This is a genomic window from Zhihengliuella salsuginis, from assembly GCF_014651715.1.
Taxonomy (GTDB): Bacteria; Actinomycetota; Actinomycetes; order Actinomycetales; family Micrococcaceae; genus Zhihengliuella; species Zhihengliuella salsuginis.
Genome location: NZ_BMXK01000008.1, coordinates 55,606 through 81,048, shown reverse-complemented (window position 1 = coordinate 81,048; position 25,443 = coordinate 55,606). Strand labels below are relative to the sequence as shown.

Sequence of the window (25,443 nt, the reverse complement as noted above, 5' to 3'; positions counted from 1 at the left end):
ACCTTCCCCAGCCTATGAGCACCGAGAACGAGCCGACCCCCGCCTCCACCCGAGGCGCCATCGATCTCTCCGCCCTGTCGACGCCGGACGCCCCCTCGGGCGCCGGTGCGGGCGGTGCGACGTGGACCAAGCGCATCACCCAGGCCGATCTTCAGGCCGTGGTCGAGCAGTCCGCGACCGCGCCGATCCTCGTGTCCCTCGGCGCCGCGTCAGCCGCGCCGTCCGTCGAGCTGGACGCGCTCGTCGGCCGCATCGTGGATTCGTACGCCGGGCGTCTCGGCCTCGTGCTGGTCGACGCCCAGCAGGAGGCCGCCGTCGCGCAGGCGTTCCGGGTGCAGCAGATCCCGGCCGTCGTCGCTCTGGTCAAGGGCCAGCCGGTTCCCCTGTTCCAGGGTGCCGCCGCGGAGGAGCAGATCCGATCGCTGCTGGACGAGCTCCTCCAGCTCGCCGCTCAGCACGAGGTGACTGGCAGCCTGCCGCCGTTCGGCGGCGGCGAGGTCGAGGAACCCGAGCTGCCGCCGCTGCATCAGGAGGCACTGGACGCGATCAACGCCGGCGACTACGGCACCGCAGCCGCAGCCTACCGGAAGGCGCTCTCGGAGAAGCCGAACGATCACGAGGCCGAAGCGGGCCTGGCGAACGTGGAGCTCCTGGGCCGCGTGCAGGACAAGGACCTGGGGGAGATCCGCAGTGCGGGTGCTGGAGACCCGGACGACCTGCAGGCCCAACTCGATGTCGCCGACGTCGATGTGGCCGGCGGGCACGTCGACGACGCCTTCAACCGCCTGATCGCCTTCATCGGCCGGAACTCCGGAGACGCCCGCGAAACGGCACGCGCCCGTCTCGTCGACCTGTTCACGATCGTCGGACCACAGGACTCGCGCGTCGTTTCGGCGCGGCAGAAGCTGGCACGGGTCCTGTTCTAGGAGGGCCACGGCTTCCACGGAGTGGGAGACGGCGACCATCGGCGCGGTGCCCCGGGAGACCGGGGACCGCGCCGATGGTCGTTCCGGGCCGGGACAGCGTGGGCACCAGACGGGCCGATGATCCGCCTTCCGGATGACGACCGTTAACGGCCCGGATTGCTACATTGTCGATATGAGCAATCTGAACGCCGATCCCACGACCGCGAGACCCGCGGGCGCACCAGCCATCGTCGTCCGCGGCCTGGGCAAGCATTTCGCCGACAAGGTCGCGGTCAACGGCATCGACCTCGACGTTCCGGCCGGGTCGTTCTACGGCCTGGTGGGGCCCAACGGGGCCGGCAAGACGACCACGCTGTCCATGGCCACCGGCCTGCTGCGGCCGGACGCCGGTTCTGTCTGGGTGCACGGTGTCGACGTGTGGAGGGAACCGCTCAAGGCCAAGACGATGCTGGGCGTCCTGGCCGACGGGGTCCGCCTGTTCGACCGCCTGACCGGGCGCCAGCTCGTGACCTACTCCGGCCGCCTGCGCGGCATGGACCCGGAAACGGTGGCCGAGCGCACCGAGGACCTCCTCCGCGTGCTCGACCTCGAAGACGCCGGGTCCAAGCTCGTGGTCGACTACTCCGCGGGCATGACGAAGAAGATCGCCCTCGCGACCGCACTGATCCATTCGCCGAGGGTCCTGGTGCTCGACGAGCCGTTCGAAGCGGTGGACCCCGTCTCGGCGGCGAACATCCGATCCATCCTCACGGACTACGTCGGCCGCGGAGGTACGGTCATCGTCTCGAGCCACGTCATGGACCTCGTCCAGCGCATGTGCACGCACGTGGCCGTCATCGCCGCGGGCAACGTGATGGCGGCCGGGACGGTCGACGAGGTGCGGGGCTCCGAGAGCCTCGAGGACCGTTTCGTCGATCTCGTCGGCGGTCGCTCCGACGGCGGGGGGCTCCAGTGGTTGCGCAGCTGATCCGCCTCAAGGCGCGCCTTCTCGCCAACAGTTTCCGGCGCAGTCCCTGGCAGCTCGTCGGGGTGATCCTCGGCGCCGCGTACGGCCTTTTCCTGGCGGTCATGCTGATCATCGGCATGGTCGGGCTCGGTTCCCAGGAACCTGAACTCGTCCGCACCGTCCTGGTCTGCGCCGTGTCGGCGGTCGTGCTCGGGTGGGCGATCGTCCCCGTCCTCTTCTCCGGCGCGGATGCAACGCTGGATCCGGCCCGGTTCTCCACCTTCCCGGTGCCCCGGCGCGAGTTGACCGCCGGCCTGCTGCTGACCGGGTTCATCGGCACCCCCGGAGCAGTGACGCTCGTGCTCTTCGTCGCAGCGGCCGCCGCGTGGCGGCAGTCGGGGCCGGCGGCCCTGACCGCCGTGGTCGCGGGCGCGCTCGGCGCCCTCTTCTGCCTGGCGCTGGCCCGGCTGACGACGACGGCGGCCCTCGCCCTGACCTCGAAGCGTCGCTTCCGCGAGGTGGCCACGGTGCTCGTCTTCATCCCGCTCGTGGCCCTCGGTCCCATCCTGGGCGGACTGCAGGCCGGCATCTCGGCGGTCTTCGACGTGCTGCCGCACGTCGCGGACGTGCTGGCGTGGACACCGCTGGGAGTCTTCGCGGCCCTGCCCGGCGATGTTCTGGCCGGGGAGTGGGCCACGGGAGGCGCGCGGCTGCTGCTGGCGCTCGCCTACCTCGCCGTCGTGGTCTGGGCCTGGTCCGTTCTGCTGATGCGCTCCCTGCAGAACCCCGTCCAGGCGTCCGGCGGTTCCAAGGGGTCGCTGGGGCTCGGGATGCTCGCGTGGTTCCCGGCCACCCCGTGGGGCGCAATCGCCGGTCGCAGCCTGACCTACTGGTTCAAGGACCCGCGGTACGCGGCGGGAATCGTCGTCGTCCCGCTGCTGCCGTTCATCCTCTGGTACGCGTCGAGCCAGACGCCGACCCCCTACATGGTCTACGCGGCGGCACCGCTCATGGCCGTCATGATGGGGTTCTCCATCTCCGCCGACATCTCCTATGATTCGACCGCCTTCTCCCTGCACGTCACCACCGCCGTCCGGGGCGTCCACGACCGGGCGGGCCGGGCTCTGGCCTGCGGTGTACTGGCACTGCCCCTGGTCATGGCCGCCGCGATCGTCCCGCCGCTCGTCATCGGCCGGCCCGGCGACGTGGTGGCGCTGGCGGGTCTGACGGTGGGCGCACTGCTCTCGGCGCTCGGCGTGGCCTCGGTCGCGTCGGCGCGCTGGACGTACGCCGTCGTGCAGCCGGGGGAGAACCCCTTCAAATCGCCGCCCGGCGCCGGAGCCCGGGCCGCCCTCACGCAGCTGGCCACGATGGGGGTGGCGTTCCTCCTGCTGATCCCCGAGATCGCCCTGGTCATCACGTACTTCGTCACGGACCGCGCACTGTTCGCGTGGCTCGCGCTCGCGGTCGGACTGGCCGCGGGATCGGTGCTGCTGACGGTTGGCATCCGTGTCGGGGGACGCTGGATCGACACGCGCATGCCGGAACTCATGCAGGCGGTCACGCTGAATAAGTAGAGCGCGGTTGCTAGACTGGTCGGTATGAGCTTGCCTTCGAACTCCATCGAAAACGACCCCCGCGAAGATCAGGGCGGCGGAACCGCCACGATCGAGCGTGAGGAGACGCGACAGGTCGTCGAGCCGGGGGACTCGGAGCGCTTCGCGCACTACGTCCGCAAAGAGAAGATCATGGAATCGGCGTTCACCGGCGATCCGGTGATCGCGCTGTGCGGCAAGGTGTGGACTCCCGGCCGCGATCCGCAGAAGTTCCCCGTCTGCCCGGACTGCAAGAAGATCTACGAGGGGTTCAGCCCCGACGACGAGTCCTAGTCCCCCCGGTCCCACGCTTCGGCCGTTCGAACGCATCAGCGCGTTCGGACCCCGTCCGAGCGCGGGCCGGGCGGCGCGCCGACGTCCAGTTGGCCATGCCGTTGCACCAACGCAATAATTTGCAGTCTGACCAGGGGATAAAACGTGACTGATGCCCTCTTTTCCGTGGGCGAAACCATGCCGCCCGCCTACCCGGACCGGGCGGCCCGGGGCACCGCGCCGAAGCTGCGCCAGTGGCAGCAGGAGGCGCTCGAGCTCTACTTCTCGAGGGGGCCGCAGGACTTCCTCGCGGTCGCCACGCCCGGCGCCGGCAAGACGACGTTCGCGCTCCGCGTGGCGAAGACGCTGGTGGACGCCGGCGTCGTCAACCGCATCACCGTCGTCGCCCCGACGGACCACCTGAAGAGGCAGTGGGCCGACGCGGCCGGCCGCATCGGGATCTCGCTCGACCCCAACTTCAAGAACTCCGACGGCCGGCACGGCGCCGGGTACATCGGCGTCGCGGTCACGTACGCGCAGGTCGCGTCGAAGCCGCTGCTGCACCGCGCCAAGACGGAGGCGGCCCGGACCCTCGTCATCCTCGACGAGATCCACCACGGCGGCGACGATCTGAGCTGGGGCGACGGCATCCGCGAGGCCTTCGAACCAGCGACCCGCCGGCTGGCACTGACCGGAACGCCGTTCCGTTCGGACACCTCGGCGATCCCGTTCGTGCAGTACGACGAGGACGCCGAGGGCATCCGCCGCTCGAAGGCGGACTACACCTACGGCTACGGCGAGGCGCTCAAGGACAACGTCGTGCGCCCCGTCGTCTTCATGGCGTACTCCGGACAGATGCGGTGGCGCACGAGCGCGGGCGAGGAGATGGAGGCGAACCTCGGCGAGGGGTTCACGAAGGACATCACAGCGCACGCGTGGCGCACCGCACTGAACCCCGAGGGCGAGTGGATCCCGGCGGTCCTCGCGGCCGCCGACCGCCGGCTGACCGAGGTCCGGCGGACCATTCCGGACGCGGGCGGCCTGGTCATCGCCACCGACCACGAGGGCGCCCGCGCCTATGCCGCCCAGCTGCAGGAGATCACCGGAGAGAAGGCGACCGTCATCCTCTCCGACGACCCCGCCGCGTCGACGAGGATCGAGGATTTCACCGAAGACGGATCCCGCTGGATGGTCGCGGTGCGCATGGTCTCCGAAGGCGTCGACGTCCCGCGCCTCGCCGTGGGCGTCTACGCGACGAGCACGTCGACCCCGTTGTTCTTCGCGCAGGCCGTGGGCCGTTTCGTGCGCTCCCGCCGGCGCGGCGAGGTCGCCAGCGTCTTCCTCCCCTCCGTGCCCCTGCTCATGGCGCTGGCCAACGAGATGGAGCTCGAGCGGGACCACGCGCTCGACCGCCCCGAGAAGCACGTCGACGACCCGGATTTCATTCCGGAGGACGGCCTCCTCGAGGAGGCCAACCGCGAGGAGAAGGCCTCCAACGAGCTCAACAAGCAGAAGTTCGAGGCTCTCGACTCCAACGCGTCGTTCGACCGCGTGCTCTTCGACGGGGACGAGTTCGGCATGGGCGGGCACGTAGGTTCGGAGGAGGAGCAGGACTTCCTCGGCATCCCGGGCCTGCTCGACGCGGACCAGGTCGGCGCGCTGCTGCGCCAGCGCCAGCAGGACCAGGTCACGCGCCGTCGCGACGGCGGAGCGCCGCCGAGCGAGCACGTCGTCGACCACCGACAGCTCATGGACCTGCGCCAGGAACTGGCCAAGAACGTCTCCGCGTGGGCGGCCCGGACGGGCACGGCCCACGGGTCGATCCACAACAAGCTGCGTGAGGTCTGCGGCGGCCCGCCCGTCGCGCAGGCCAGCGCCGAGCAGCTGCAGACCCGCATCAAGCGCCTGCAGGGCTGGTTCGTCGGCCGGAAGTAGGCGCTATCCGGCGTGGATCTCCACGCCCGCCGTGCGCAGTTCGCTGAGCACGTCGGCCAGCTTCTCCGGGTGCACGGCCGCCGTCAGGTGGGGCACGACGGCGGTGCGCAGCCCTGCGCGGACGGCGTCGAGGGCCGTGGCGCGCACGCAGTAGTCGGTCGCGATGCCGACGATCCTCACCTCGGTCACGCCGCGTTCGCCGAGCCAGTCGGCCAGGTGCGGCATGGCGCCCTCGCCGGCGGCGCCGGCCGCGCCGCCGTCGTCCCGGCCGTTCCCCGGCGCGAGTCGGCCCTCGAAGCCCGAGTAGCCGGCCGTGTACTCGCCCTTGCGGAAGATCCCGTCGAGGCGGCCGCGGATCGGGTCGAGCCCCGAGTGCAGCGCGGAACCGGGCTCTCCCGCCACGCAGTGCACGGGCCACGAGTCCACGAAGTCCGGTGTGTCGGAGAAGTGGCCGCCGGGCTCGATGTGCCAGTCCTGGGTGGCCACGACGTAGTCGTAGCCGTATCCGGTGACGTGCTCGGAGATGTCCTCGGCGGCCCGGGTGCCGCCGTCGACGCCGAGCGCGCCCCCTTCGCAGAAGTCGTACTGGACGTCGACGATGATCAATGCATCGGCCACGGGTGTTCCTCTCGACGATGGCTTCGCGTCGCTTCGACGCGTCGGTGTTGGCGGCTGAGGGGTCAGCCGGTCACGAATTCGGTAGGGATGACGGGCTCGCCGCGCTGCATCTTCCGGGCGATGCCGGGCAGCTCGCCGACGCTGGCCGCGTGTCGCAACGTGGCCCGGCGGACGCCCTCGGCACCGGTGTACTCGGACCGGGGCCGGCCGCCCTCGACGAGCGGGACCATCAGGTCGCGGTCGTTGTCGTCCGCGGACGGGCGGCGGCCGACTCCGACGAGCTCGGCGGTCGCGCGGCCGCGGTGGTCCAGCTGGCGGACGGCCTGCTTGCGGCCGCCGACACTCGCCTTGTTCTTCGCCGACTTGGCCACGTCGACGTACTCTCCGGCGTCGTTCTCGCGGCTGACGAGCTTGTAGACCATGGAGGCGGTCGGGGCGCCCGACCCGGTGACGAGGGACGTGCCGACGCCGTACGTGTCGACCGGGGCGGACTGGAGCGAGGCGATCGCGTGCTCGTCGAGGTCGCTCGTGACCATGATGCGGGTGTTGTGGTTGCCGAGGTCGTCGAGCAGGCGCCGGACCCAGCGGGCCTGGTCGACGAGGTCGCCGGAGTCGAGGCGCACGGCGCCGAGCTCAGGACCGGCGACCTCGACGGCGGTGCGCACGCCCTCCTCGACGTCGTAGGTGTCGACGAGCAGGGCGGTCCCTCGGCCGAGGGAGGCGACCTGGGCCTCGAAGGCCTCGCGCTCGGAATCGTGCAGCAGCGTGAAGGAGTGGGCGGCCGTGCCCACGGTCTTGAGCCCGTAGCGGAATCCGGCCTCGAGGTTCGACGTGCTGTCGAAGCCGGCGATGAGCGCGGCTCGTGCAGCGGCGACCGCGGACTCCTCCTGCGTGCGCCGGGACCCCATCTCGACGCACGGTCGGCCGTGCGCGGCCGCGACCATGCGGGAGGCGGCCGAGGCGATGGCCGAGTCGTGGTTGAGGACGGAGAGCACGAACGTCTCCAGGACGCAGGCCTCGGCGAAGGTCGACTCGACGACCAGGATGGGGGAGCTGGGGAAGTAGAGCTCGCCCTCCGGGTAGCCGTAGATGTCGCCGGTGAACCGGAAATCGCGCAGGTAGTCGATGGTCTCGTCGTTGACGATCCCCTGCTCGGAGAGGAAATCGAGCTGTTCCGCTTCGAAGCGGAAATTGGCCAGCCCCTCGAGGATCCGCCCCGTGCCGGCCACGACGCCGTACCGTCGCCCCTCGGGAAGCCGACGGGCGAACGCCTCGAAGACCGACTTGCGGTGGGCTGCTCCGGAGCGCAGCGACGCCTGCAGCATCGTCAGCTCGTACTGGTCCGTGAAAAGCGCTGTGGGCTGCTGCCACATGGAAGGCTCCCTTGAGGTCGGCACTCATCGGGGCGCTCGGGGCGCGCCCGGGAAACCACTCTACTCATCGTGGGCGGCCCGATGCGCCCCGTGTCCCCGGCGCGGATGAACGAACCTGCTCGAAGAACTAGACTGGAATAATGCCCATGATGAGTCCCGACACCATCGATCACACCGAAACCGAGGGGGACGCCGCCCAGGCGACGGCGCTCGACGTCCCCTACGTCCTGATCGTTTGGAACGACCCCGTCAACCTGATGAGCTACGTGAGCTACGTCTTCCGCAGCTACTTCGGGTATTCGAAGGGAAAGGCCGACCAACTGATGATGCAGGTGCACAACGAGGGTCGGTCGATCGTAGCGACGGGTTCGCGGGAGAAGATCGAGGCCGACGTGTCGGCCATGCACGGATTCGGCCTCTGGGCCACGCTCAAGCGGGCGGACGAAGCCTGATGGCGCGCGCATTCAAGCACTCCCCCCGGGGCATCGTCGGCCAGCTCGAAGGCGCCGAACGCGACCTGCTGCGGAACCTGTTCGACGACGTCGTCCTCATGCTGGAGCCCGACGGCGAGGGTGACACCGCGCCTGAGACCGAGGACGACGGCGGCGACGGCGCGCCCGAGGAGACGGGCGAGGCGGCTTCAGGCCCCGATCCGCTCTGGGCGCTCACCGGCCTGTCGCCGGAGGACTTCGGGGGAGCCGGCGGGGAAGCGGAACCGGTGCCGACGCCGTCGGACCCCGCGGTCCTGCGACTCCTGCCCGACGCGTTCCGCGACGACCCCGAGGCGTCGTCGGCGTTCCGCGCCATGACGGAGCGCGGATTGCGCCAGCGGAAGATCGCAGCGCTGCGGGGCGCGACGATGGCGCTGGAATCGGCGCACATCGAACTCGACGAACCGGCCGCGCAGCGGTTCGCCGCAGCCCTGAACGACGTCCGCCTGGTCCTCGCCGAGCGGCTCGAGATCCGGTCGGACGCCGACTCCGAACGGGTGCACGACGTCGACAACTGGGCCGACGCCGAGTCCGTCGACGACTACCTGGCCCTGGTCTACAACTTTGTCAGCTGGGTGCAGGAGAGCCTGATGCAGGCTCTGCTCGATACCCTCGACTAGCCGCGCGGCGATGCCGCGCATCGTCCGGCATCGGATATTCTGATCCATCATGGCAGTTGATTCATTCGCCGGCCGGCCGGCTTCCACCGTCGAACGGAAGCTGCGCGCGTCGGCTCCCATCGGGATCTTCGATTCCGGGGTCGGCGGGCTGACAGTCTCGCGTGCGGTCATCGACCAGCTGCCCGGGGAGGCGACGCTCTACGTGGGCGACACCGCCCGGAGCCCCTACGGGCCGCTGCCGATCGCGGAAGTGAGGGCCAACGCCCTCGGCATCATGGACGAGCTCGTCGACTCGGGTGTGAAGCTGCTGGTCATCGCCTGCAACTCGGCGTCGGCCGCCGTCCTGCGCGATGCCCGCGAGCGCTACACCGCCCGGTACGGGATCCCCGTGGTCGAGGTCATCCAGCCCGCCGTGCGGCGCGCCGTCGCGGCGACGCGGAACGGGCGCATCGGCGTCATCGGCACGGCGGCGACGGTGGGTTCCCGCGCCTACGAGGACGCGTTCGCGGCGGCCCCGCACCTGGAGATCACGTCGGCGTCGTGCCCCCGCTTCGTGGAGTTCGTCGAACGAGGTGTCACCGCCGGCGAGGAGCTGCTCGCGACGGCGGAGGAGTACCTCGCCCCGCTCAAGGCGGCGGACGTGGACACCCTCGTGCTCGGCTGCACGCACTATCCGCTGCTGACCGGCGTGCTGTCCTACGTGATGGGGGACCAGGTCACGCTCGTCTCGTCGGCCGAGGAGACGGCGAAGGACGTCTACAAGGCGCTGATGCGCTCGGGCCTGTCCCGTACGGACGGGACCGCGGGCAGTCATCATTTCATCGCGACCGGCGACGCGGGTACGTTTGAAGCACTGGCGCGACGGTTCCTCGGGCCCGAGGTCCTGGGGGTCGAACACGTCGACCACGTGTCGGCGAGGTATCCGACGGGGTCGATGGCGAAGGTGACTCCGGAAATGATCGAACGGGCGTCGGTAGGAAGAGGATCATGAAACTGACCATCATCGGCTGCACCGGGTCCTTCCCCGGGCCCGGATCACCGGCTTCCTGCTACCTCGTGAGCGCCTTCGACGGCGAGCGAGAGTGGCAGATCCTGCTCGACCTCGGCTCCGGCGCCGTGGGCGTGCTCCAGCGCTACACGGGGCTGCGCGATCTCGACGGCGTCATGATCACCCACCTCCACCCCGACCACTTCATGGACCTGTGCGGCATGCACGTCGCGATCCGCTGGGACCCGAACAAGTGGGGACGCGAGCGGATGCTGGTCTGGGGTCCGGAGGCCACCGAGGACCGCATCGGCACCGCGTACGGGCTCGCCCCGGACGACGCCGAGGGCATGCACAAGGACTTCGACTTCCGCTCGTGGGAGCCGCTGCAGCCGGTCGAGATCGGGCCGTTCAAGATCACCCCCTACCCGGTCCGCCACCCCATCGAGGAGGCCTACGCCCTGCGCGTCGAGGCCACGGAGCCCGTCGCGGACGGTTCCATGATGACCTCGGTGCTGACGTACTCCGGGGACACCGACTCGTGCGACGGGCTCGTCGAGGCCGCGCGCGGCGCCGACATCTTCCTCTGCGAGGCGGCGTTCGAGGAGGGGCGCGACGACCACATCGAGGGCGTGCACCTCACGGGCAAGCGTGCGGGCGAGACCGCTACCGCCGCGGGCGTGCACCGCCTGCTGCTCACGCACATCCCCGTGTGGACCGACATCAACACCGTCGTCGACGAGGCCACCGAGGTGTACGACGGCGGCATCGCGGTCGCGGTCTCGGGCGTCACCTACGGCGTCTGGTCCGGCAACCGGCTCGGCGACCCGCGGGCCATGCCCACGGCGCCCGTCGCGATGATCCGGCCCGACCCGCAGCAGCGGACGTGGCCGGGGCGGCCGAGCCGGTAACCCGTTCTGCGGGCGCGGACGCCTAGACTGGTGGGTATGAATTCCATCCCGCAGACTTCCCCTGGTTCCAGCGCGTCCGCCACCGCCGTCGTCCGAGAAGACGGCAGGACGTTCGACCAGCTCCGCCCGATCACCATCACCCGCGGCTGGTCCGCGCAGGCCGAGGGCTCCGCGCTGATCGAGTTCGGCAACACGCGGGTGCTCTGCACGGCCTCGCTGACGGAGGGCGTCCCCCGCTGGCTCAAGGGCGAGGGCAAGGGGTGGGTGACCGCCGAGTACGCCATGCTGCCGCGGGCGACCAACACCCGCAGCTCCCGCGAATCCGTCAAGGGCAAGATCGGCGGGAGGACGCATGAGATCTCGCGCCTGATCGGCCGTTCGCTGCGGTCGATCATCGACACGAAGGCCCTCGGCGAGAACACGATCGTCCTGGACTGCGACGTCCTCCAGGCCGACGGCGGCACCCGTACCGCGGCCATCACGGGCGCGTTCGTGGCCCTGGCCGAGGCCGTCAAGTGGGCGCGCGAGCAGGGGCTCGTCAAGAAGAACGCGCAGGTCCTGACGGACACCGTCTCCGCCGTCTCCGTCGGGATCATCGACGGGACCCCCATGCTCGACCTGCCGTACGTCGAGGACGTGCGCGCCGAGACCGACATGAACGTCGTCGTGACCGGTTCCGGCGACTTCGTCGAGGTGCAGGGCACCGCCGAGGGGGCGCCCTTCAAGCGCGACGAGCTCGACGCCCTGCTGGATCTGGCGCTGCTCGGGACGGTCGAGCTCACCCGCATCCAGCGCGAGGTCCTCGGGAGCGACGCGTGAGCCTTCCGGAGGCGATCGGGCCGCGGCTGGTCCTCGCCACCCACAACCAGGGCAAGGTCCGCGAACTGCGGGACCTGCTCCGGGGGCAGGTGGACGGCATCGACGTGGACACCCAGGTGGTGGACGCTGCGGCCGTCGGCGCACCCGACGTCGTCGAGGACGGAGTGACGTTCGAGGAGAACTCGCTGCTGAAGGCGCGCGCCGTGGCCGAGGCAACCGGCCTGCTGGCGATCGCCGACGACTCCGGGCTGTCCGTCGATGTGCTCGGCGGGGCGCCGGGCATCTTCTCCGCGCGCTGGGCCGGCCGCCACGGCGACGACGCCGCCAACCTCGACCTCCTGCTCGCCCAGCTGGGCGACGTCCCCGACGAGCACCGGGGCGCGGCGTTCGTCTGCGCCGCGACGCTGGCGAGTCCGGCGGGGGACAGCGCCGTCCGCCACGGCCGGCTCGAGGGGACCCTGCTGCGGGCACCGCGGGGAGCCGGCGGATTCGGGTACGACCCGGTCCTGCAGCCGGTCGGCGAGAGCCGCAGCTGCGCGGAGATGGCGCCCGAGGAGAAGAACGCGATCAGCCACCGGGGGAAGGCCTTCCGGGCGCTGCTGCCCGACATCGTGGCAGCCCTGAACCGCGTCTGATGAACGACGGCGGCGCCCGCGGGCGCGCCAGATGAGCAAGGTCTATGAGTTACGACTTCACCGCCATTGACTTCGAGACGGCCAACGGCTTCCGCGGCTCTCCCTGCAGCGTCGGGGTGATCAAGGTGCGCGCCGGAGAGATCGTCGACGAGCGGCTCTGGATGATGCGCCCGCCCGAGGGGTTCGACCACTTCGACCCCCGGAACGTCCAGATCCACGGCGTCACCCCCGAGATGGTGGCCGCCGCGCCGCGCTTCGGCGAGGTCTTCGCCGAGATGGACGCGATGATCGGCGGCGACCTCGTCGTCGCCCACAACGCCGCTTTCGACCTGGGCGTCATCCGCTCCGCCCTCGAGGTCTCCGAGCTGCCGGGACCGGCCTACCAGCACGCCTGCACGGTGATCCTCTCCCGCAGAAGCTACAACCTGGCGTCCTACTCGCTGCCGTTCGTCGCGGAGGCGGCAGGGGTTCCGCTGCGGAACCACCACGACGCCCTGGAGGACGCCCGCGCCTGCGCCGGCATCATGATCGACATCGGCCGCATCCACGGCGCCGGACGCCCGCAGGACCTGGAGGAGGCGCTCGGGGCCGGGTTCAGCGCGGTGGCGCCCTACCGCATCGGCGACGAGGTCTCGCGGGCCACGCAGGACGCCAGGAACTGGAGGGCCAGCGGCTCGAGCATCCCGAAGCAGCCGGACTGGGCGGTGTGGCCGCAGGAGGGCAGCAACCCGGACCCGAACCCGGATGCGGATCCGGCGCACCCGCTCTTCGGCCAGAACGTCGTCTTCACGGGCAACCTGGGCATCAGCCGGCAGGACGCGAAGAACCGGGCGGCGGGTGCCGGCGCCAGCACGGCCAGCCGGGTCACCCGCAAGACCACGGTGCTCGTCGTCGGGGACGGCTTCGTGGCCGGCGACCTCACCTCGGGCCGGCTGACGTCGAAGGCCCGCGAGGTCCTGAAGAAGCGGGACAACGGCCAGCGCATCGAGGTCGTCTCCGAGGGCGAGTTCCTCCAGATGGTCGGCGGCGCCTGGCCCGCGACCGTCTAGGCGGCGAAGACGAGGCCGCGCCACTGCTGCGCGGCGGAGAGCACGACGGCGGACCCCGGGTGCCGGTCCCAGCCCTCCGGCAGGGCGCCCGTGCCGCGTGCCGCGCCGCAGAGGGCCGCTGCCAGCAGGCGCGCCGCCGGCGTCTCCAGCGCGGCCGCGGCGTCCGCGGATGCCGGGTGCGCGGCAGCCGACTGCGCAGCCGCGCGCAGGACCGCGCCCGGCGCATCGTCGGGGGCCTGCGCCGCCAGGTCGCCCAGGGTGTCGAGGGGTTCGGCGGCGGAGAGGATCTCGAACACGGCCGGCCCGACGAGGGCGGCCGTGTCGTAGGCGGACTTCGGGGCGACGAGGGCGGCGGCATCGACGGAGAGCTTGCGCCGGGTGCCGGGGCTGACGTGCGGCAGCAGGCCCGGCACGGTGGCGCCGAGGAGCGCCCAACCAGGAGCGCCGGCGTCGTGGTGGGGGCGCTGCGGCGTGCCCATCTCGGTTCGGGAGAGCACCGACACCAGCCCGGGGTCCGCCGGGAGCAGCGCCTGCCGGGCGCCGGAGAGCTCGCCGTCGATCCAACGGGCCAGCGGCTCCGGTGCGCCGGCGGGGAACGAACCCGTCACCGTGCGGTGCCACCGCAGCGACGCGAGCCACATGCAGGCGGCCTCGTCGCTGCCGACGCCGTCGTTGGCCCACTCGACGGCCTCGAGCAGCCCGTCCGCAAGGTAGAGCTGGAACAGCGCGTGCGGGTCGATGCCGCGGCCGGCATCGACGACCTCCGGCGCGGCGAGGAGGGCCGTTGCACGGTCCATGAACTGGTCGGGGGCGGGGCGGGAGGAATCGGGGGAAGTCACCCGGCCATTCTACGTACCCGGCACCGGCCGCCGCCGCGTGGCCCATTCTGCGGGCGGGGCGGCATAGGGTGATTCCATGAAGATCTTGCACACCTCGGACTGGCACCTGGGGCGGTCCTTCCACGGGGCCGGGCTCGAGTCCGCGCAGCTGAAATTCATCGACGAGCTCGTGGCCTGCGTGGAGGAGGACGGCGTCGACGTCGTCCTGATCTCGGGGGACGTCTACGACCGGGCCATGCCCGGCGTGGACGTGGTGGGTCTCTTTGACGAGGCCCTGATCCGCCTCCGCGAGGCCGGTGCGCAGGTGGTGGTCACCAGCGGAAACCACGACTCGGCCATCCGGCTGGGCTTCGGTGCCCGGCTGATGCGGCTCTCCGGGGTGCACGTGCGGACCGCGGTCGCCGCGGCCGCGGAACCGGTCGTCTTCGACGCGCCGGACCACCAGGTGGCGGTCTACCCCGTCCCGTACCTCGAGCCGCGCATGGTGCGCGAGGAGCTGGGCGTCGAGGCCCCCGGGCACCCGCCTGTGGTGAACGCGGTGCTGGAGCGCATCCGCGAAGACCTCGAACGACGCCGCCGCGAGGGGAGCGCCCCGATCGTCTCCGTGGTCATGGCCCACGTCTTCGCGACGGGCGCCGAGCCGTCGGAGAGCGAGCGCGACCTGAGCATCGGGGGCGTGGACAACGTTCCCGTCGACTACTTCGGCGACTTCGACTACGCGGCCCTGGGCCACCTGCACGGGCGGCAGCGGCTGGCCGGGAACGTCCGGTACTCGGGCTCGCCCATCGCCTACTCGTTCTCCGAGGTGCACCACCGCAAGGGCGCCTGGCTGGTCGAGACCGGCGCGGACGGCGTCGTCGACGTCTCCGCGCGCGACTGGACGCCCGAGCGCCGGCTCGCGACGCTGCGGGGCGACCTCGAGGACCTGCTCGCCGACGCGGCCCACGCCGAGGCCGAGGCGGCCTACTGCCAGGTCACGCTGACCGACCCGGAACGGCCCGCACGGGCTCTCGAACGCGTCCGCGGGCGCTTCCCGCACCTGCTGGTCCTGCGCTTCGAGCCGCGCGGGCGGCAGGACGCCGCCGCGTCCTACGCCGACCGGGTCCGTCGGGCCCGCAACCCGATCGAGGTGACCGGGGACTTCGTCGACCACGTCCGCCGGCGGCGGCTGGACGAGGCCGAGCAGGACGTGGTCGCCGCCGCGTTCGCCGCCGTGCGCGAGGGGAGGGGTGAGGCATGAGGATCCACCAGCTGCGGCTGCAGGCCTTCGGACCGTTCGGGGGAGCCGAGGTCATCGATTTCGACGCCCTGTCTGCGGCGGGCCTGTTCCTGCTCAACGGGGAGACCGGTGCCGGCAAGACCAGTGTCCTCGACGGCATCTGCTTCGCGCTCTACGGGGCCCTGCCGGGTGCCCGCGAAGGCGTCAAGTCCATCCGCAGCGCCCACGCCGACGAGGCGTCCGTCCCCGAGGCCTCCTGCGAGTTCAGCGTGCGGGACCGCCGCTTCGAGGTGAGCCGCTCGCCCGCGTGGGACCGGCCGAAGCGCCGCGGCGAGGGGACAACTCCGGAGAAGGCCCAGAGCCGGCTGCGCGAGCTCGTCGACGGGGAATGGGTGGTCAAATCGACGCGCAACGACGAGGTCGGCGCCGAGATCACCGACATCCTCGGGATGGGCCGCGCGCAGTTCACCCGGGTCGCCATGCTCCCGCAGGGGGAGTTCGCCGCCTTCCTCCGGGCCAGCGACAAGGACCGCCAGTCGCTCCTCGAGAGCCTGTTCGACGTGTCCGACTACCGGGGTGTGGAGAACCACCTCGCCGACCGGCGGCGCCGGCTCGCCGCTGCCGCCCGCGACGCCGACCTCGAGCACCGGCACCTGCTGGAGAGCCTCGCCGACGATGCGGCGAACCACCTCGGGGACCTCGCCGCCGCGGCGGAGGCTGCCGACGAGACGGACGCCGAGCCCTGCGGCGAGGAACTGGTCGCGCTTGTCGCCGACCGGCTGGCCGCCGAGGAGGCCGGCCTGGAGACCGCACTGACAGCCGCCCGCGCACAGCACACCGCGCTCTCCGAACGCGCCCTGCTGCTCGACCGCCGCGCCGGCGACGCGCGCCTGCTGGCCGGATTCGAGCGGCGCAGTGCCGCCCACGAGGAGCGGCGCCCGGCGATCCTCGAGGCGCGGACCGTGCTCGACGGCGACGCCCGGGGCCGGCGGGTCGCGGAGGCCGCCGGTCGCCAGGAGCGCACCGCAGAAGAACTCGCGCAGGCCCGCCGCGCCCACGACTCCGCCCGTGCGACCGCCGGCGAGCTCCCCGCGGCCGCACCGTTTCTGGCGGAACCAGTCGACGACTGCGCCGAGGCCGCCCGAACGCTCGTCGCCCGGGCCACGCGGGCACTCAACGTGGCGGAGTCCCTCCTGCCGCGCGAGCGGGAACTGGCCGAGCGGCGCGACCGTCTGAAGGCTGCCGACGCCGACCACGCCGTCGTCGTGCAGCGCGTCAGCGACTTGGCGCGCCAGATCACAACCCTCGAGGCCGAGGACGGGCAGACGCTCGCCCGGATCGCCGGGCACCGTCCGGCAGCGGCCGGGCTGGCCGAGCGCGCCGCAGCCTCGGACCGGGCCCGGCAAGCGGTCGAGGCGGTCACGGCACGGGACGGCTACCGGCAGGCCCACGCGGCCGCCGTCTCCGACTGGACCCGCGCCGAACGCGAGCACGCCGGCGCCCGCCGGGCTCACGCGGACCTCGTCGACGCACGGCTCGCGCACTCGGCCGAGGCGCTCGCGGCCGACCTCGTCGAGGGGGAGCCGTGCGCCGTGTGTGGCTCGCGCGAGCACCCGGACCCCGCGGGCGGCGACGGCGCACGCGCGGTGACGGATGCGCAGATCCAGGCGGCGGAGGAGCTCGTGCACGACCGCCAGCAGACAGCGGAGCAGGCCGCTCAGGCGAGGACCGCCGCCGAGGCCGAGATGCACCGGCTCCAGGCTCTCGCCGGCGAACGCAGCGCCGAAGACGCGGCAGCGGAACGGGACCGGGCAGCAGCGCTGACGGCCGAGTCCGAAGCCGCCGCTGAGGCTCTGGAAGCAGCCGAGGCTCAGCTCGAACGGATCGGGTCGGAGCGGACCGCACTGGCCGCCGACCTCGCGCGGGCGCGGGAGCGGCAGGCGACGCTCGAGGCACTGCGCACCGAGCTGCGCGAGCAGATCGACTCCGGCTCGCGCCAGATCGCCGATGCCGCCGCACCGGCTGCAACGCTGGACGAGCGGGTCGACGAGCTGCGGCGGGTCGTCGAGGCCGGCAGCGGCTGGGAACGGTCGCTGGCGGCCGTGGGCGAGGCCGAGCGTGCCGAGAAGACGGCCCGCGCCGAACTCGACGCCGCGCTGGCCGAGCAGGGATTCGACTCCGTGCGCACGGCGGCCGCGAGCCGTGTCGACGACGTCCGGCAGAAGGAGCTCGCCAGGAGCGTCGCGGATTTCGACGAGGAGGGGATCCGCCTGTCGGCGCTGGCCGAGAGCGAGGAACTCGCCCGCGCGCGGAGCGACCGGCAGAGCGGACTCGACGTTCCCACCGAGGAAGGGCTCGCAGCCGCGCGGGCGCAGGCCGTCGAGTCCGAACACGACGTCACGAAGCTGGTCACACGCCGGGGGAACCTGGAGGGATACGCGCGGCGCTTCGACGGCCAGCGGGCCCGCCTGGACGCGCTGACCGAGCGCCAGGGGCCGCTGCTGGCCGAATTCGAGCTCGTCAAGGGGCTGGCGGATCTGGCCACCGGGGCAGGGGAGAACAGCTACAAGATGCCGTTGAGCACCTATGTCCTCGCGGCTCGCCTGGAGGCCGTCGCCGCAGCAGCCAACGAACGGCTCGTGGAGATGACCGCGGGGCGTTTCGCGCTCGCCCACGACGACGCCTCAGGCGGCCGGGGCAAGGGCGGACTGGGCATCAAGGTCCGGGACGAGTGGACCGGCGCGGAGCGCGAGCCCGGCTCGCTGTCGGGTGGTGAGTCCTTCATGGCCTCGCTCGCGCTGGCGTTGGGCCTGGCCGACGTGATCCAGGCCGAGTCCGGCGGGATCGACATGGAGACGCTCTTCGTCGACGAGGGCTTCGGGAGCCTCGACCCGGCGACGCTGGAGAAGGTCATGTCCGCCCTGGACGGATTGCGCACCAGCGGCCGTGTCGTGGGCCTGGTGAGCCACGTGCAGGAGCTCAAGGAGCAGATCGCGGCTCAACTCGTCGTGCACAAGACGCAGCAGGGGTCGACGACCGCGCTCGAGCTCGACCTGTCGGGGGTCTGACGCCGGGGGGGCGTCAGGCGGCGACAGGCGCGGTGGTGGGCTCCGCCGTCGTGCTGGTCGCCGGCCGGCGCGTCAGCGCCCCGGCGCGGCGCCGAGGCCGCGCTCGATAGCGCGCGCGGCGCGGATCATCCGGTTCCCGAGGGCGGCCGTCTCCGCCGGCGGCGACGCGGTCGGGTAGACCATCGCGACAGCCGCGGGCAGCTGATTGGGCACCTGGATGGGAGCAGCCACGGCTGAGACGCCCGGAATCACCTCGTCCCGGCTGATCGAGTAGCCGAGGTCGCGGGCCTCGACGGCGGCCTCGCGGTACGGCTCGTCGGGCATGCGCTCGGTCCAGGCCTCGCGGGCCAGTGCCGACTGGATGGCGATCCCCGGGGCGCCGCGGTTGAAGGCGTGCCGGGATCCCGGGCGCTGGATGACCGCCGCGTTGCCGTGCCGGGGCTCGACGGTGACCAGGGTGAAGCAGTCGCGCTGGTCCCAGACGGCGATGAATGCACTCGCGCCGTGCTCGTTCGCGACCTCGGCGAGCTCCGGGAGGGCGGCCGACTGCAGGTCCTGCTGCACGCCGAGGGCCAGGGTGACGAGCCCCGGGGCCAGCTGGACCCGGCCGCTGGCGTCGCGCATGACGAGCAGGTGGGCCTCGAGGGTGCGCAGGATCCGGTAGGCGATCGAGCGGTGCACCCCCAGACTCGCCGACAGGTCGGCGATCGTGACGGGCCCCGGCGACTCGGCCAGGATCTCCAGCATCCGGATGCCGCGGGAGAGCGTCTGCGACGCCGGCTTGGTGTCGTCCTTGGCCGGGTGCGGCGTCGCGGCGGATTCAGATGCCATGCTTACTCCTTGTGTTGCCCATCACAGGACACGAGCCTAGCACCTGGTCTCAAAAATAGAACGAAGCGTTCTGAATACGAACACGCGTTGCCGGGAGGCGGGCGCGGCTCGCGCGGTGCCCGGTGCGCGAGCCGCACCGGGACAAACGCGCCGGCATGCGGCATGCTGGCCGTATGGCCCCCAACCTGCCCCGCGCCCTGCCGCTCGTGCTCGCCGTGCTCGCGGCCGCCGGCCTGTCCGCCTGCGATCCGGCGGGCGGCGGCTCCCCCGTTCAGGAGCGCGTCCTCGGCCGGTGGGGCATGGACGACGGCGCCTCCGCGTGGCTGCGATTCGACGCGGACGGATCCCTGACCGGCTCCGATGGCTGCAACCGCCTGAGCGGGTCCTGGTCCGTGGACGACGGCCGGGTGAGGACGCTCGGCGTCGTCCGCACCCTGATGTGGTGCGAGAACCTCGTCGAGTGGATCGGGGACCTCGACACGCTGGAGGTCGAAGGCGACGTGCTGGTGGTCTTCGATGCCGACGGCGGGCGCGTCGGCACGCTCACCCGCCCGTGAATCCAGGCCCGCCGGGCCCGTCCAGCAGGCGGTGGACCTCGTCGTCGGAGACCTGGTCGAAGCTCTCGTAGGCGGCGCCGACGGCTCGGAAGTCCTCCGGCCGGCAGGGGCAGACCAGACGGTCCACCGCGGGCTCCAGGTCAGCGCACGCCGACGGCGGCCCGACCGGCACCGCGGCGATGCACCGCGCCGGGTCGGAGGTGCTCAGCACGGCGAGCGCGGCGCGGAGGGTGGCCCCGGTGGCCAGGCCGTCGTCGGCGAGCACCACGGTGCGACCGGTGACATCCGGGATCCGCCCGGCGAGGTAGTCCCGCTGGCGGCGGTCCAGTTCGGCGGCCTCCTGCTCCTCGACCACGCGCAGCGCGCGTCGGCCGGCCCTGAGGCCCAGGCCCGCCCGGACGGCGTCCGAGTGGTAGGCGGCCCGCGCGCCGCCGTGGGCCGCCAGCGCGCCGAAGGCCACCTCCGGATGGCCGGGCACCCCGAGTTTGCGCACCACCAGCGCGTCCCATGCGAGGGAGAGCCGCCCCGCGATGCCGGCCGCCACGGGCACGCCGCCGCGGGCCAGCCCGAGCACGACGGCCGCCGGGTCGCCGGCCAGGAACCGCAAGGGCTCGGCGAGCGCGGCCGCAGCCGCGTCGCGGTCGGCGTAGGGCGGGCAGGGGGCGTTCCTCTCGGTCATGCTTCCAGTGTGCTCGGCGCAGCCGGCGGCGGCTAGAGGGGGAACGACGGCGTCCGGCGACTTCCCTGGGGAAGTCGCCGGACGCCGTCGTACGCTCGGGGCAGGGCCGGTCAGACCTGGTTGCCGAGCTTGAAGCCCTTCGAGGCCTGGCCGCGGTAGGTGCCGGACTCGTCGTCCTCGCGGGTGTAGGAGAACCCGTCGGCGCCGACGGTCACGGCCATCTCCGAGTCGTCCGTGCGCTCGATGACCTCCTGCGGGTTGCCGTCGAGGTCGAGGACCAGGGAGGCCTCGGTGTACCAGGACGGGACGACCGGGTTGCCCCACCAGTCGCGGCGCTGGTTGTCGTGGACGTCCCAGGTGATGGTGGGGTTGTCCGGGTCGCCCGTGTAGTAGTCCTGCGTGTAGATCTCGATGCGGTGGTCGTCCGGGTCGAGGATGTACAGGTAGAACGCGTTGGAGACGCCGTGGCGGCCGGGGCCGCGCTCGATCCGGTCGGACATGCGCAGAGCGCCCATCTTGTCGCAGATCTGGATGATGTTGTGCTTCTCGTGGGTGGAGAAGGCGACGTGGTGCATGCGCGGGCCGTTGCCGCCCGTGAGCGCGGTGTCGTGCACGGTGCCCTTGCGGTGCATCCAGGCGGCGTAGGTGGTGCCCTCCTCGTCCTTGATGTCCTCGGTGACGCGGAAGCCCAGGTCCTCCAGGTACTTGCGGCCGCGCTGGACGTCCGGGGTGACCTGGTTGAAGTGGTCCAGGCGGACCAGCTCGCCGGCCGAGTAGAGGTCGTAGCGCATGTGCAGGCGCTCGACGTGGTCGACCTCGTGGAAGAACTCGTACGGGAAGCCCAGCGGGTCCTCCACGCGCAGGGCGTCGCCGACGCCGTTGACGAAGCCGTCCTTGCGGCGTTCGGTGCGGCAGCCCAGCTCCTGGTAGTAGGCCTCGGCGAGGTCCACGTCCTCGGGGGCGCGCACCCGGAAGGCCATGGCCTTCAGCGCGGCGACGGGGCCCTTGGTGAGGACCAGATTGTGGTGGATGAACTCCTCGAAGGAGCGCAGGTAGATCTGGTTCTCGTCCTCTTCGGTCACGTGCAGGCCGAGCAGGTCGACATAGAAGTCGCGGGACTTGGCGAGGTCGGTGACGACCAGCTCCATGTAGGCGCAGCGCAGGATGTCGGGGGCCGGGGCGGTGGGCCGGGGGATCTCGTTGCTCATTGTTTCTCTCCTGGTGGTTCGGTACGACGGCGGCACGCGGCTGTGGGTGCCGCCGTCGGAAGGGCGGTGCCGGGCGGTGTCAGCCGCCGAACTTGGGGGTGTGCACATCGCCGAGGGTGATGTGCACGGCCTGCTGGTCGGTGTAGAAGTCGATCGAGCGGTAGCCGCCCTCGTTGCCGAGTCCGGATGCCTTGACGCCGCCGAAGGGGCTGCGCAGGTCGCGGACGTTGTGGCTGTTGAGCCAGACCATGCCGGCCTCGACGTCCTGGGCGAAGTTGTGGGCGCGCTTGAGGTTGGTCGTCCACACGTAGGCGGCCAGGCCGTACTTGGTGTTGTTGGCGAGGGCGAGGGCCTCCTCGTCGGTGTCGAACGGGGTGATCGCGACGACCGGGCCGAAGATCTCCTCCTGGAAGATGCGGGCGTCCGGGGCGACGTCGGCGAAGACCGTCGGGGCCACGTACGAGCCGTTCTCCTGGCCCTCCGGGAGGTTCTCCGGGCGGCCCCCGCCGGCGAGGACGCGGCCCTCGGACTTGCCGAGCTCGACGTAGCTCATCACCTTGTCGTAGTGCTCGGGGTGCACGAGCGCCCCCACCTGGGTCTCCGGGTCGTGGGGGTCGCCCACCTTGATGGTCTTCGCCCGGGCGGCGTACGCCTCGCAGAACTTCGAGTAGATGCTGCGCTCGACGAGGATGCGGGAGCCGGCGGTGCAGCGTTCGCCGTTCAGGGAGAAGACGCCGAAGAGGGTCGAATCGATCGCGGCGTCGAAATCGGCGTCGGCGAAGACGATGGCCGGCGACTTGCCGCCGAGCTCCATCGACATGCCCTTGAGGCCCTCAGCGCAGTTGCGGTAGATGGTCTGGCCGGTGGAGGACTCGCCCGTGAAGGAGATCAGCGGGACGTCCGGGTGCTTGACGAGGGCGTCGCCGGCGGACTCGCCGAGCCCGTTGACCATGTTGAAGACGCCGTCCGGCAGGCCGGCCTCCTTGAAGATGGTCGCCCACAGGGACGCCGACAGCGGCGTGAACTCGGCCGGCTTCAGGACGACCGTGCAGCCGGAGGCGATCGACGGGGCGAGCTTCCAGGACTCGAGCATGAACGGGGTGTTCCACGGGGTGATCAGGCCCGCGACGCCGATCGGCTTGCGGTTGACGTAGTTGACCTGCGAGCCCGGGACCTTGAACGCGTTGTCGTGCTGGGCGACGATCAGGTCCGCGAAGAAGCGGAAGTTCTCCGCGGCGCGCTGGGCCTGGCCGCGCGCCTGGGTGATCGGCAGGCCCGTGTCGAACGTTTCCAGCTCGGCGAGGCGGTCCTCCTGGGCGACGACGGCGTCGGCGATCTTGTTGAGGATGTTCGCCCGCTGCCGGGGCTTCATGCGCGGCCACGGGCCGTTCTCGAAGGCCTCGGTGGCGGCGGCGACGGCCGCGTCGATGTCCGCCTTCTGGCCGGAGGCGGCCGTGGCGTACGTCTGGTTGGTCACCGGGTCGAGGACCTCGAAGGTCTCGCCGCCGACGGAGTCGACGAACTGGCCACCGATGTAGTGCTGGATGCGGGTGGGGAGGTCCTCCGGGACGAAGTGCTTGCTCATGGGTTGTCCTTTCGACAGTGAAAAGCGGTCAGGGGTGAACTGCGGCGGGCAGCGTCAGCGTGGACGGTGGCAGGCCCGCGACGGCCAGGTAGGCGTTGAGGGTGTTGGTGCGGTGCTCCCGGGCTGCCGCCTCGACGGCCGCCGACGGGGCCTGCGAGACGAGCAGGTCCAGCAGCGCGTCGTGCTCCGCGACGGAGTTGCGCGCCCGGCCCGGGACGGTGGAGAACGTCGGCGAGCGCATGGCCCGCATCCGCTTCCAGCCCCGGTGCACGAGGTCGAGGATGTGGGGGTTCGGGCACGAGCCGTACAGGAGCTCGTGGAAGGCGATGTTCAGCCGCGAGAACCGATCGGGATCGAAGTCGGCGAGGCAGGCCTCCATCTCGCGGTTGAGGCGGCGCGCCTCCGCGAGGGTCTCGTCGCTGATGAGCGGTGCCGCGAGCGCGGTGGCCGCCCCCTCGAGGATGGAGAGCGTCTGCATCGTGTTCAGGTAGAGCGTCGCGTCGACACTGGCGACGGTCGCGCCGACGTTCCGTTCGAAGGAGACGAGCCCCTCGGCCTCGAGGCGGCGGATCGCCTCGCGGACGGGGACGACGCTGCAGCCGAGCTCCGCGGCGAGGGAGCTGAGCACGAGCCGGTACCCGGGGGAGTAGTCCCCGGAGACGATCTTCGACTGCAGCAGCTCGTAGGCCTGCTCGGATTTAGAGGGCGTCAAGGTCCGCTCCCGAGTTGACCCACGCGTGGTACTTCTCCAGCCAGTCCTTGTTCATGGGGAAGAGCCCGTCGATCTTGTGGCCCTTCTTGACGTGCTCGAACACGAAGGTGTCGCGGCGCTCCTGCTCGACGGTCTCGTCGGCGATCTCGGCGGCCAGTGCCGGCGGGATCACGAGGATGCCGTCGGCGTCCCCGACGATGATGTCGCCGGGCTGGACGGTGGTGCCGCCGCAGCCGATCGTCTCGTCGATGCTCCAGGGGACGTGCTTGCGGCCGAGGACCGCGGGGTGGGCGCCGTTGTGGAACGCCGGGATGTCGAGGTCCTCGACGGCGGAGAGGTCGCGTACACCGCCGTCGGTGATGATGGCCTCGGCGCCCGCGACCTGCGTGCGCAGGGCGAGGATGTCGCCGAGCGTGGCCGAGCCCTGCTCGCCGCGGGCCTCCATGACCAGGATCTGGCCCGGCTCGAGAGAGTCCATCGCCCGTTTCTGGGCGTTGTAGCCGCCGCCGTGGGACTTGAACAGGTCCTCGCGGTTGGGGACGTAGCGCAGGGTGCGGGCGAGCCCGATGACCTTGCGGGTGCCCTTCGTGGCCGTCAGGCCCTCGATGGCGACGTTGTTCAGTCCCCGCTTGCGCAGGGCCCCGGAGATGGTGGCGGTGGCGACGGAGAGCAGTTTCTCCTTGACGCCCTCGGTCAGGGCCTCGGCCCCGGTGAGCGGGCGCTCGATGCCCGCGGCCTCCGGGGTGCCGAACGCGTCGATGCGGTCGGCGTCGGTGATCTTCGTGGGGTTGCCGAAGGCGGCGAAGCCCTCGGCGCCCTCGGTGACGGTCGTCGAGAGCCGGCCCGTGGAGCGGGAGGAGGCGACGTCGTCGACCTGGACCTCCACGACGTCCCCGGGCACGATGACCGACGAGCCGGCGGGGGTGCCGGTGAGGACCACGTCGCCCGGCTGCAGCGTCATCTGCTGGGAGAGGTCGGCGACGATCTGCCCGAAGCTGAAGATCAGCTCCTCGGTGGTGGCGTCCTGGGCGAGACTCCCGTTGACCCACGTGCGGATCCGCAGGTTGCCCGGGTCGACGTCGGCTGCGGGGAGCAGCGCGGGCCCGATCGGGGTGAACCCGTCACCCGATTTCGAACGTACGTTCGAACCCTTGTCGGCGTACTTGATGTCGTACAGGCCGAGGTCGTTGCTCGCGGTGACCCACCCGACGTGGCCCCAGCCCTCGTCGGGGGAGATGCGGCGGGCGGCTGTGCCGATGACGAGGGCGATCTCGCCCTCGAAGGCGAGCAGCTCGGTCCCGGCGGGGCGTTCGACCGTTTCGCCGGTCGCCGCCAGGGAGGAGGTGGCCTTCATGAAGTAGGACGGGAAGGTCGGCGTCCGCCCGCGCTGCTCGGCGCGGGACCGGTAGGCCAGGTGGACGGCGACGACCTTGCCGACGCGCTCGCAGAACGCGGCGTCGACGGTCGTGGCGTGTGCGGCGTCGTTGCCTTCAGGTGTGGTGGTCACGGACCCTCCCGGTGTCATGTATGAAATCGTATACGATCATTGTGGTGTGTGTCACCGGGAAT

24 protein-coding genes are annotated in these 25,443 nt (G+C 71.5%); 15 read left to right on the top strand and 9 right to left on the bottom strand.

The genetic code is table 11. The features are described 5' to 3' along the window. Window positions 1-14: 14 nt before the first annotated feature. The 5 genes from IE069_RS10205 to IE069_RS10185 all read left to right on the top strand — a co-directional run bounded on the left by IE069_RS10205 (window position 15) and on the right by IE069_RS10185 (window position 5,675). A complete protein-coding gene (locus IE069_RS10205) occupies window positions 15-926 on the top strand; it encodes a tetratricopeptide repeat protein (protein WP_189350168.1) in 912 nt (303 codons plus the stop codon). A gap of 172 nt (window positions 927-1,098) precedes the next feature. Beyond that, window positions 1,099-1,893: an ABC transporter ATP-binding protein gene (locus tag IE069_RS10200; RefSeq protein ID WP_189350166.1), complete on the top strand. Its 795-nt coding sequence runs from the start codon at window positions 1,099-1,101 to the stop codon at window positions 1,891-1,893. Further along, a complete protein-coding gene (locus tag IE069_RS10195; RefSeq protein WP_189350164.1) occupies window positions 1,878-3,449 on the top strand; it encodes a transporter in 1,572 nt (523 codons plus the stop codon). The genes IE069_RS10200 and IE069_RS10195 overlap by 16 nt, the downstream gene beginning before the upstream one ends. 24 nt (window positions 3,450-3,473) lie before the next feature. Beyond that, window positions 3,474-3,761 carry a DUF3039 domain-containing protein gene (locus tag IE069_RS10190; protein WP_189350163.1) on the top strand — a complete coding sequence of 96 codons (288 nt, stop codon included), beginning with the start codon at window positions 3,474-3,476 and terminating at the stop codon, window positions 3,759-3,761. A gap of 144 nt (window positions 3,762-3,905) precedes the next feature. Next, on the top strand, window positions 3,906-5,675 hold the full coding sequence (locus tag IE069_RS10185) for a DEAD/DEAH box helicase (protein WP_189350161.1): 1,770 nt from the start codon (window positions 3,906-3,908) through the stop codon (window positions 5,673-5,675). Between the two features lie 3 nt (window positions 5,676-5,678). Here the strand turns inward: IE069_RS10185 and IE069_RS10180 are convergent, their stop codons facing one another. Next, on the bottom strand, window positions 5,679-6,293 hold the full coding sequence (locus IE069_RS10180; RefSeq protein ID WP_189350158.1) for an isochorismatase family protein: 615 nt from the start codon (window positions 6,291-6,293) through the stop codon (window positions 5,679-5,681). Window positions 6,294-6,355: 62 nt separating this feature from the next. Continuing rightward, on the bottom strand, window positions 6,356-7,666 hold the full coding sequence (locus tag IE069_RS10175) for a nicotinate phosphoribosyltransferase (RefSeq protein WP_189350156.1): 1,311 nt from the start codon (window positions 7,664-7,666) through the stop codon (window positions 6,356-6,358). 146 nt (window positions 7,667-7,812) lie between these two features. On the opposite strand from IE069_RS10175, the gene clpS reads away from it, so the two are divergent. Genes clpS through IE069_RS10140 form a run of 7 tightly spaced genes read left to right on the top strand, consistent with a single transcriptional unit; the run spans window position 7,813 to window position 13,176 of the window. Then, window positions 7,813-8,118, top strand: a complete 306-nt coding sequence (clpS, locus tag IE069_RS10170; RefSeq protein WP_229791076.1) for an ATP-dependent Clp protease adapter ClpS — start codon at window positions 7,813-7,815, stop codon at window positions 8,116-8,118. After that, window positions 8,118-8,777: a DUF2017 domain-containing protein gene (locus IE069_RS10165; RefSeq protein ID WP_189350153.1), complete on the top strand. Its 660-nt coding sequence runs from the start codon at window positions 8,118-8,120 to the stop codon at window positions 8,775-8,777. The genes clpS and IE069_RS10165 overlap by 1 nt, the downstream gene beginning before the upstream one ends. A gap of 49 nt (window positions 8,778-8,826) precedes the next feature. Continuing rightward, entirely contained in the window at window positions 8,827-9,768 is a 942-nt protein-coding gene (murI, locus tag IE069_RS10160) for a glutamate racemase (protein ID WP_189350151.1), read from the top strand. Then, window positions 9,765-10,673: an MBL fold metallo-hydrolase gene (locus IE069_RS10155; RefSeq protein ID WP_189350149.1), complete on the top strand. Its 909-nt coding sequence runs from the start codon at window positions 9,765-9,767 to the stop codon at window positions 10,671-10,673. Before murI ends, IE069_RS10155 begins: the two co-directional genes overlap by 4 nt. Window positions 10,674-10,709: 36 nt before the next feature. Continuing rightward, on the top strand, window positions 10,710-11,492 hold the full coding sequence (gene rph / locus IE069_RS10150) for a ribonuclease PH (protein ID WP_189350147.1): 783 nt from the start codon (window positions 10,710-10,712) through the stop codon (window positions 11,490-11,492). Beyond that, complete coding sequence (gene rdgB, locus IE069_RS10145) at window positions 11,489-12,127, top strand: RdgB/HAM1 family non-canonical purine NTP pyrophosphatase (protein ID WP_189350145.1); 639 nt, start codon at window positions 11,489-11,491, stop codon at window positions 12,125-12,127. The genes rph and rdgB overlap by 4 nt, the downstream gene beginning before the upstream one ends. Window positions 12,128-12,171: 44 nt before the next feature. Then, a complete protein-coding gene (locus IE069_RS10140) occupies window positions 12,172-13,176 on the top strand; it encodes a 3'-5' exonuclease (RefSeq protein WP_189350143.1) in 1,005 nt (334 codons plus the stop codon). Here the strand turns inward: IE069_RS10140 and IE069_RS10135 are convergent. Beyond that, the gene (locus IE069_RS10135) at window positions 13,173-14,015 is read right to left on the bottom strand and encodes a hypothetical protein (protein ID WP_189350141.1); all 843 of its coding nucleotides are present in this window, start codon (window positions 14,013-14,015) and stop codon (window positions 13,173-13,175) included. The two genes, IE069_RS10140 and IE069_RS10135, sit on opposite strands and share 4 nt — an antisense overlap. 76 nt (window positions 14,016-14,091) lie before the next feature. Here IE069_RS10135 and IE069_RS10130 point away from each other — a divergent pair, with 76 nt between their 5' ends. Together IE069_RS10130 and IE069_RS10125 are read left to right on the top strand one after the other, a co-directional pair. Next, on the top strand, window positions 14,092-15,255 hold the full coding sequence (locus IE069_RS10130) for an exonuclease SbcCD subunit D (RefSeq protein ID WP_189350139.1): 1,164 nt from the start codon (window positions 14,092-14,094) through the stop codon (window positions 15,253-15,255). Then, window positions 15,252-18,302, top strand: coding sequence for an AAA family ATPase (locus IE069_RS10125; protein ID WP_189350137.1), 3,051 nt, complete (start codon window positions 15,252-15,254; stop codon window positions 18,300-18,302). The genes IE069_RS10130 and IE069_RS10125 overlap by 4 nt, the downstream gene beginning before the upstream one ends. Window positions 18,303-18,374: 72 nt before the next feature. Here the strand turns inward: IE069_RS10125 and IE069_RS10120 are convergent, their stop codons facing one another. Then, window positions 18,375-19,133 carry an IclR family transcriptional regulator gene (locus IE069_RS10120; RefSeq protein WP_189350136.1) on the bottom strand — a complete coding sequence of 253 codons (759 nt, stop codon included), beginning with the start codon at window positions 19,131-19,133 and terminating at the stop codon, window positions 18,375-18,377. A 173-nt stretch (window positions 19,134-19,306) separates the two neighbouring features. Between IE069_RS10120 and IE069_RS10115 the strand changes: the two genes are divergently transcribed. Next, entirely contained in the window at window positions 19,307-19,690 is a 384-nt protein-coding gene (locus IE069_RS10115; RefSeq protein ID WP_189350134.1) for an META domain-containing protein, read from the top strand. Here IE069_RS10115 and IE069_RS10110 read toward each other — a convergent pair. The 5 genes from IE069_RS10110 to IE069_RS10090 all read right to left on the bottom strand — a co-directional run bounded on the left by IE069_RS10110 (window position 19,677) and on the right by IE069_RS10090 (window position 25,399). Beyond that, window positions 19,677-20,369 (bottom strand): phosphoribosyltransferase, encoded by a 693-nt coding sequence (locus tag IE069_RS10110; RefSeq protein WP_189350132.1) that lies wholly within the window; start codon window positions 20,367-20,369, stop codon window positions 19,677-19,679. The genes IE069_RS10115 and IE069_RS10110 overlap by 14 nt on opposite strands. Before the next feature lie 110 nt (window positions 20,370-20,479). Beyond that, window positions 20,480-21,577 (bottom strand): 3,4-dihydroxyphenylacetate 2,3-dioxygenase, encoded by a 1,098-nt coding sequence (hpaD, locus tag IE069_RS10105; protein WP_189350131.1) that lies wholly within the window; start codon window positions 21,575-21,577, stop codon window positions 20,480-20,482. A gap of 79 nt (window positions 21,578-21,656) precedes the next feature. After that, on the bottom strand, window positions 21,657-23,162 hold the full coding sequence (gene hpaE / locus IE069_RS10100) for a 5-carboxymethyl-2-hydroxymuconate semialdehyde dehydrogenase (protein ID WP_189350129.1): 1,506 nt from the start codon (window positions 23,160-23,162) through the stop codon (window positions 21,657-21,659). A gap of 28 nt (window positions 23,163-23,190) precedes the next feature. Next, a complete protein-coding gene (locus tag IE069_RS10095) occupies window positions 23,191-23,874 on the bottom strand; it encodes a GntR family transcriptional regulator (RefSeq protein ID WP_189350127.1) in 684 nt (227 codons plus the stop codon). Continuing rightward, window positions 23,861-25,399: a fumarylacetoacetate hydrolase family protein gene (locus IE069_RS10090; RefSeq protein ID WP_189350124.1), complete on the bottom strand. Its 1,539-nt coding sequence runs from the start codon at window positions 25,397-25,399 to the stop codon at window positions 23,861-23,863. Before IE069_RS10090 ends, IE069_RS10095 begins: the two co-directional genes overlap by 14 nt. Window positions 25,400-25,443 lie beyond the last annotated feature (44 nt).

Excerpts from the sequence above, each read along its gene's own strand:
- IE069_RS10175 (WP_189350156.1), bottom strand. The coding sequence starts at position 7,666 with ATGTGGCAGCAGCCCACAGCGCTTTTCACGGACCAGTACGAGCTGACG.
- IE069_RS10115 (WP_189350134.1), top strand. The coding sequence starts at position 19,307 with ATGGCCCCCAACCTGCCCCGCGCCCTGCCGCTCGTGCTCGCCGTGCTC.
- IE069_RS10190 (WP_189350163.1), top strand. The coding sequence starts at position 3,474 with ATGAGCTTGCCTTCGAACTCCATCGAAAACGACCCCCGCGAAGATCAG.
- IE069_RS10200 (WP_189350166.1), top strand. The coding sequence starts at position 1,099 with ATGAGCAATCTGAACGCCGATCCCACGACCGCGAGACCCGCGGGCGCA.
- IE069_RS10110 (WP_189350132.1), bottom strand. The coding sequence starts at position 20,369 with ATGACCGAGAGGAACGCCCCCTGCCCGCCCTACGCCGACCGCGACGCG.
- hpaD (WP_189350131.1), bottom strand. The coding sequence starts at position 21,577 with ATGAGCAACGAGATCCCCCGGCCCACCGCCCCGGCCCCCGACATCCTG.
- clpS (WP_229791076.1), top strand. The coding sequence starts at position 7,813 with ATGATGAGTCCCGACACCATCGATCACACCGAAACCGAGGGGGACGCC.
- IE069_RS10120 (WP_189350136.1), bottom strand. The coding sequence starts at position 19,133 with ATGGCATCTGAATCCGCCGCGACGCCGCACCCGGCCAAGGACGACACC.
- IE069_RS10140 (WP_189350143.1), top strand. The coding sequence starts at position 12,172 with ATGAGTTACGACTTCACCGCCATTGACTTCGAGACGGCCAACGGCTTC.
- rph (WP_189350147.1), top strand. The coding sequence starts at position 10,710 with ATGAATTCCATCCCGCAGACTTCCCCTGGTTCCAGCGCGTCCGCCACC.
- IE069_RS10125 (WP_189350137.1), top strand. The coding sequence starts at position 15,252 with ATGAGGATCCACCAGCTGCGGCTGCAGGCCTTCGGACCGTTCGGGGGA.
- IE069_RS10165 (WP_189350153.1), top strand. The coding sequence starts at position 8,118 with ATGGCGCGCGCATTCAAGCACTCCCCCCGGGGCATCGTCGGCCAGCTC.
- IE069_RS10205 (WP_189350168.1), top strand. The coding sequence starts at position 15 with ATGAGCACCGAGAACGAGCCGACCCCCGCCTCCACCCGAGGCGCCATC.
- IE069_RS10090 (WP_189350124.1), bottom strand. The coding sequence starts at position 25,399 with ATGACACCGGGAGGGTCCGTGACCACCACACCTGAAGGCAACGACGCC.
- IE069_RS10155 (WP_189350149.1), top strand. The coding sequence starts at position 9,765 with ATGAAACTGACCATCATCGGCTGCACCGGGTCCTTCCCCGGGCCCGGA.
- murI (WP_189350151.1), top strand. The coding sequence starts at position 8,827 with ATGGCAGTTGATTCATTCGCCGGCCGGCCGGCTTCCACCGTCGAACGG.
- IE069_RS10130 (WP_189350139.1), top strand. The coding sequence starts at position 14,092 with ATGAAGATCTTGCACACCTCGGACTGGCACCTGGGGCGGTCCTTCCAC.
- hpaE (WP_189350129.1), bottom strand. The coding sequence starts at position 23,162 with ATGAGCAAGCACTTCGTCCCGGAGGACCTCCCCACCCGCATCCAGCAC.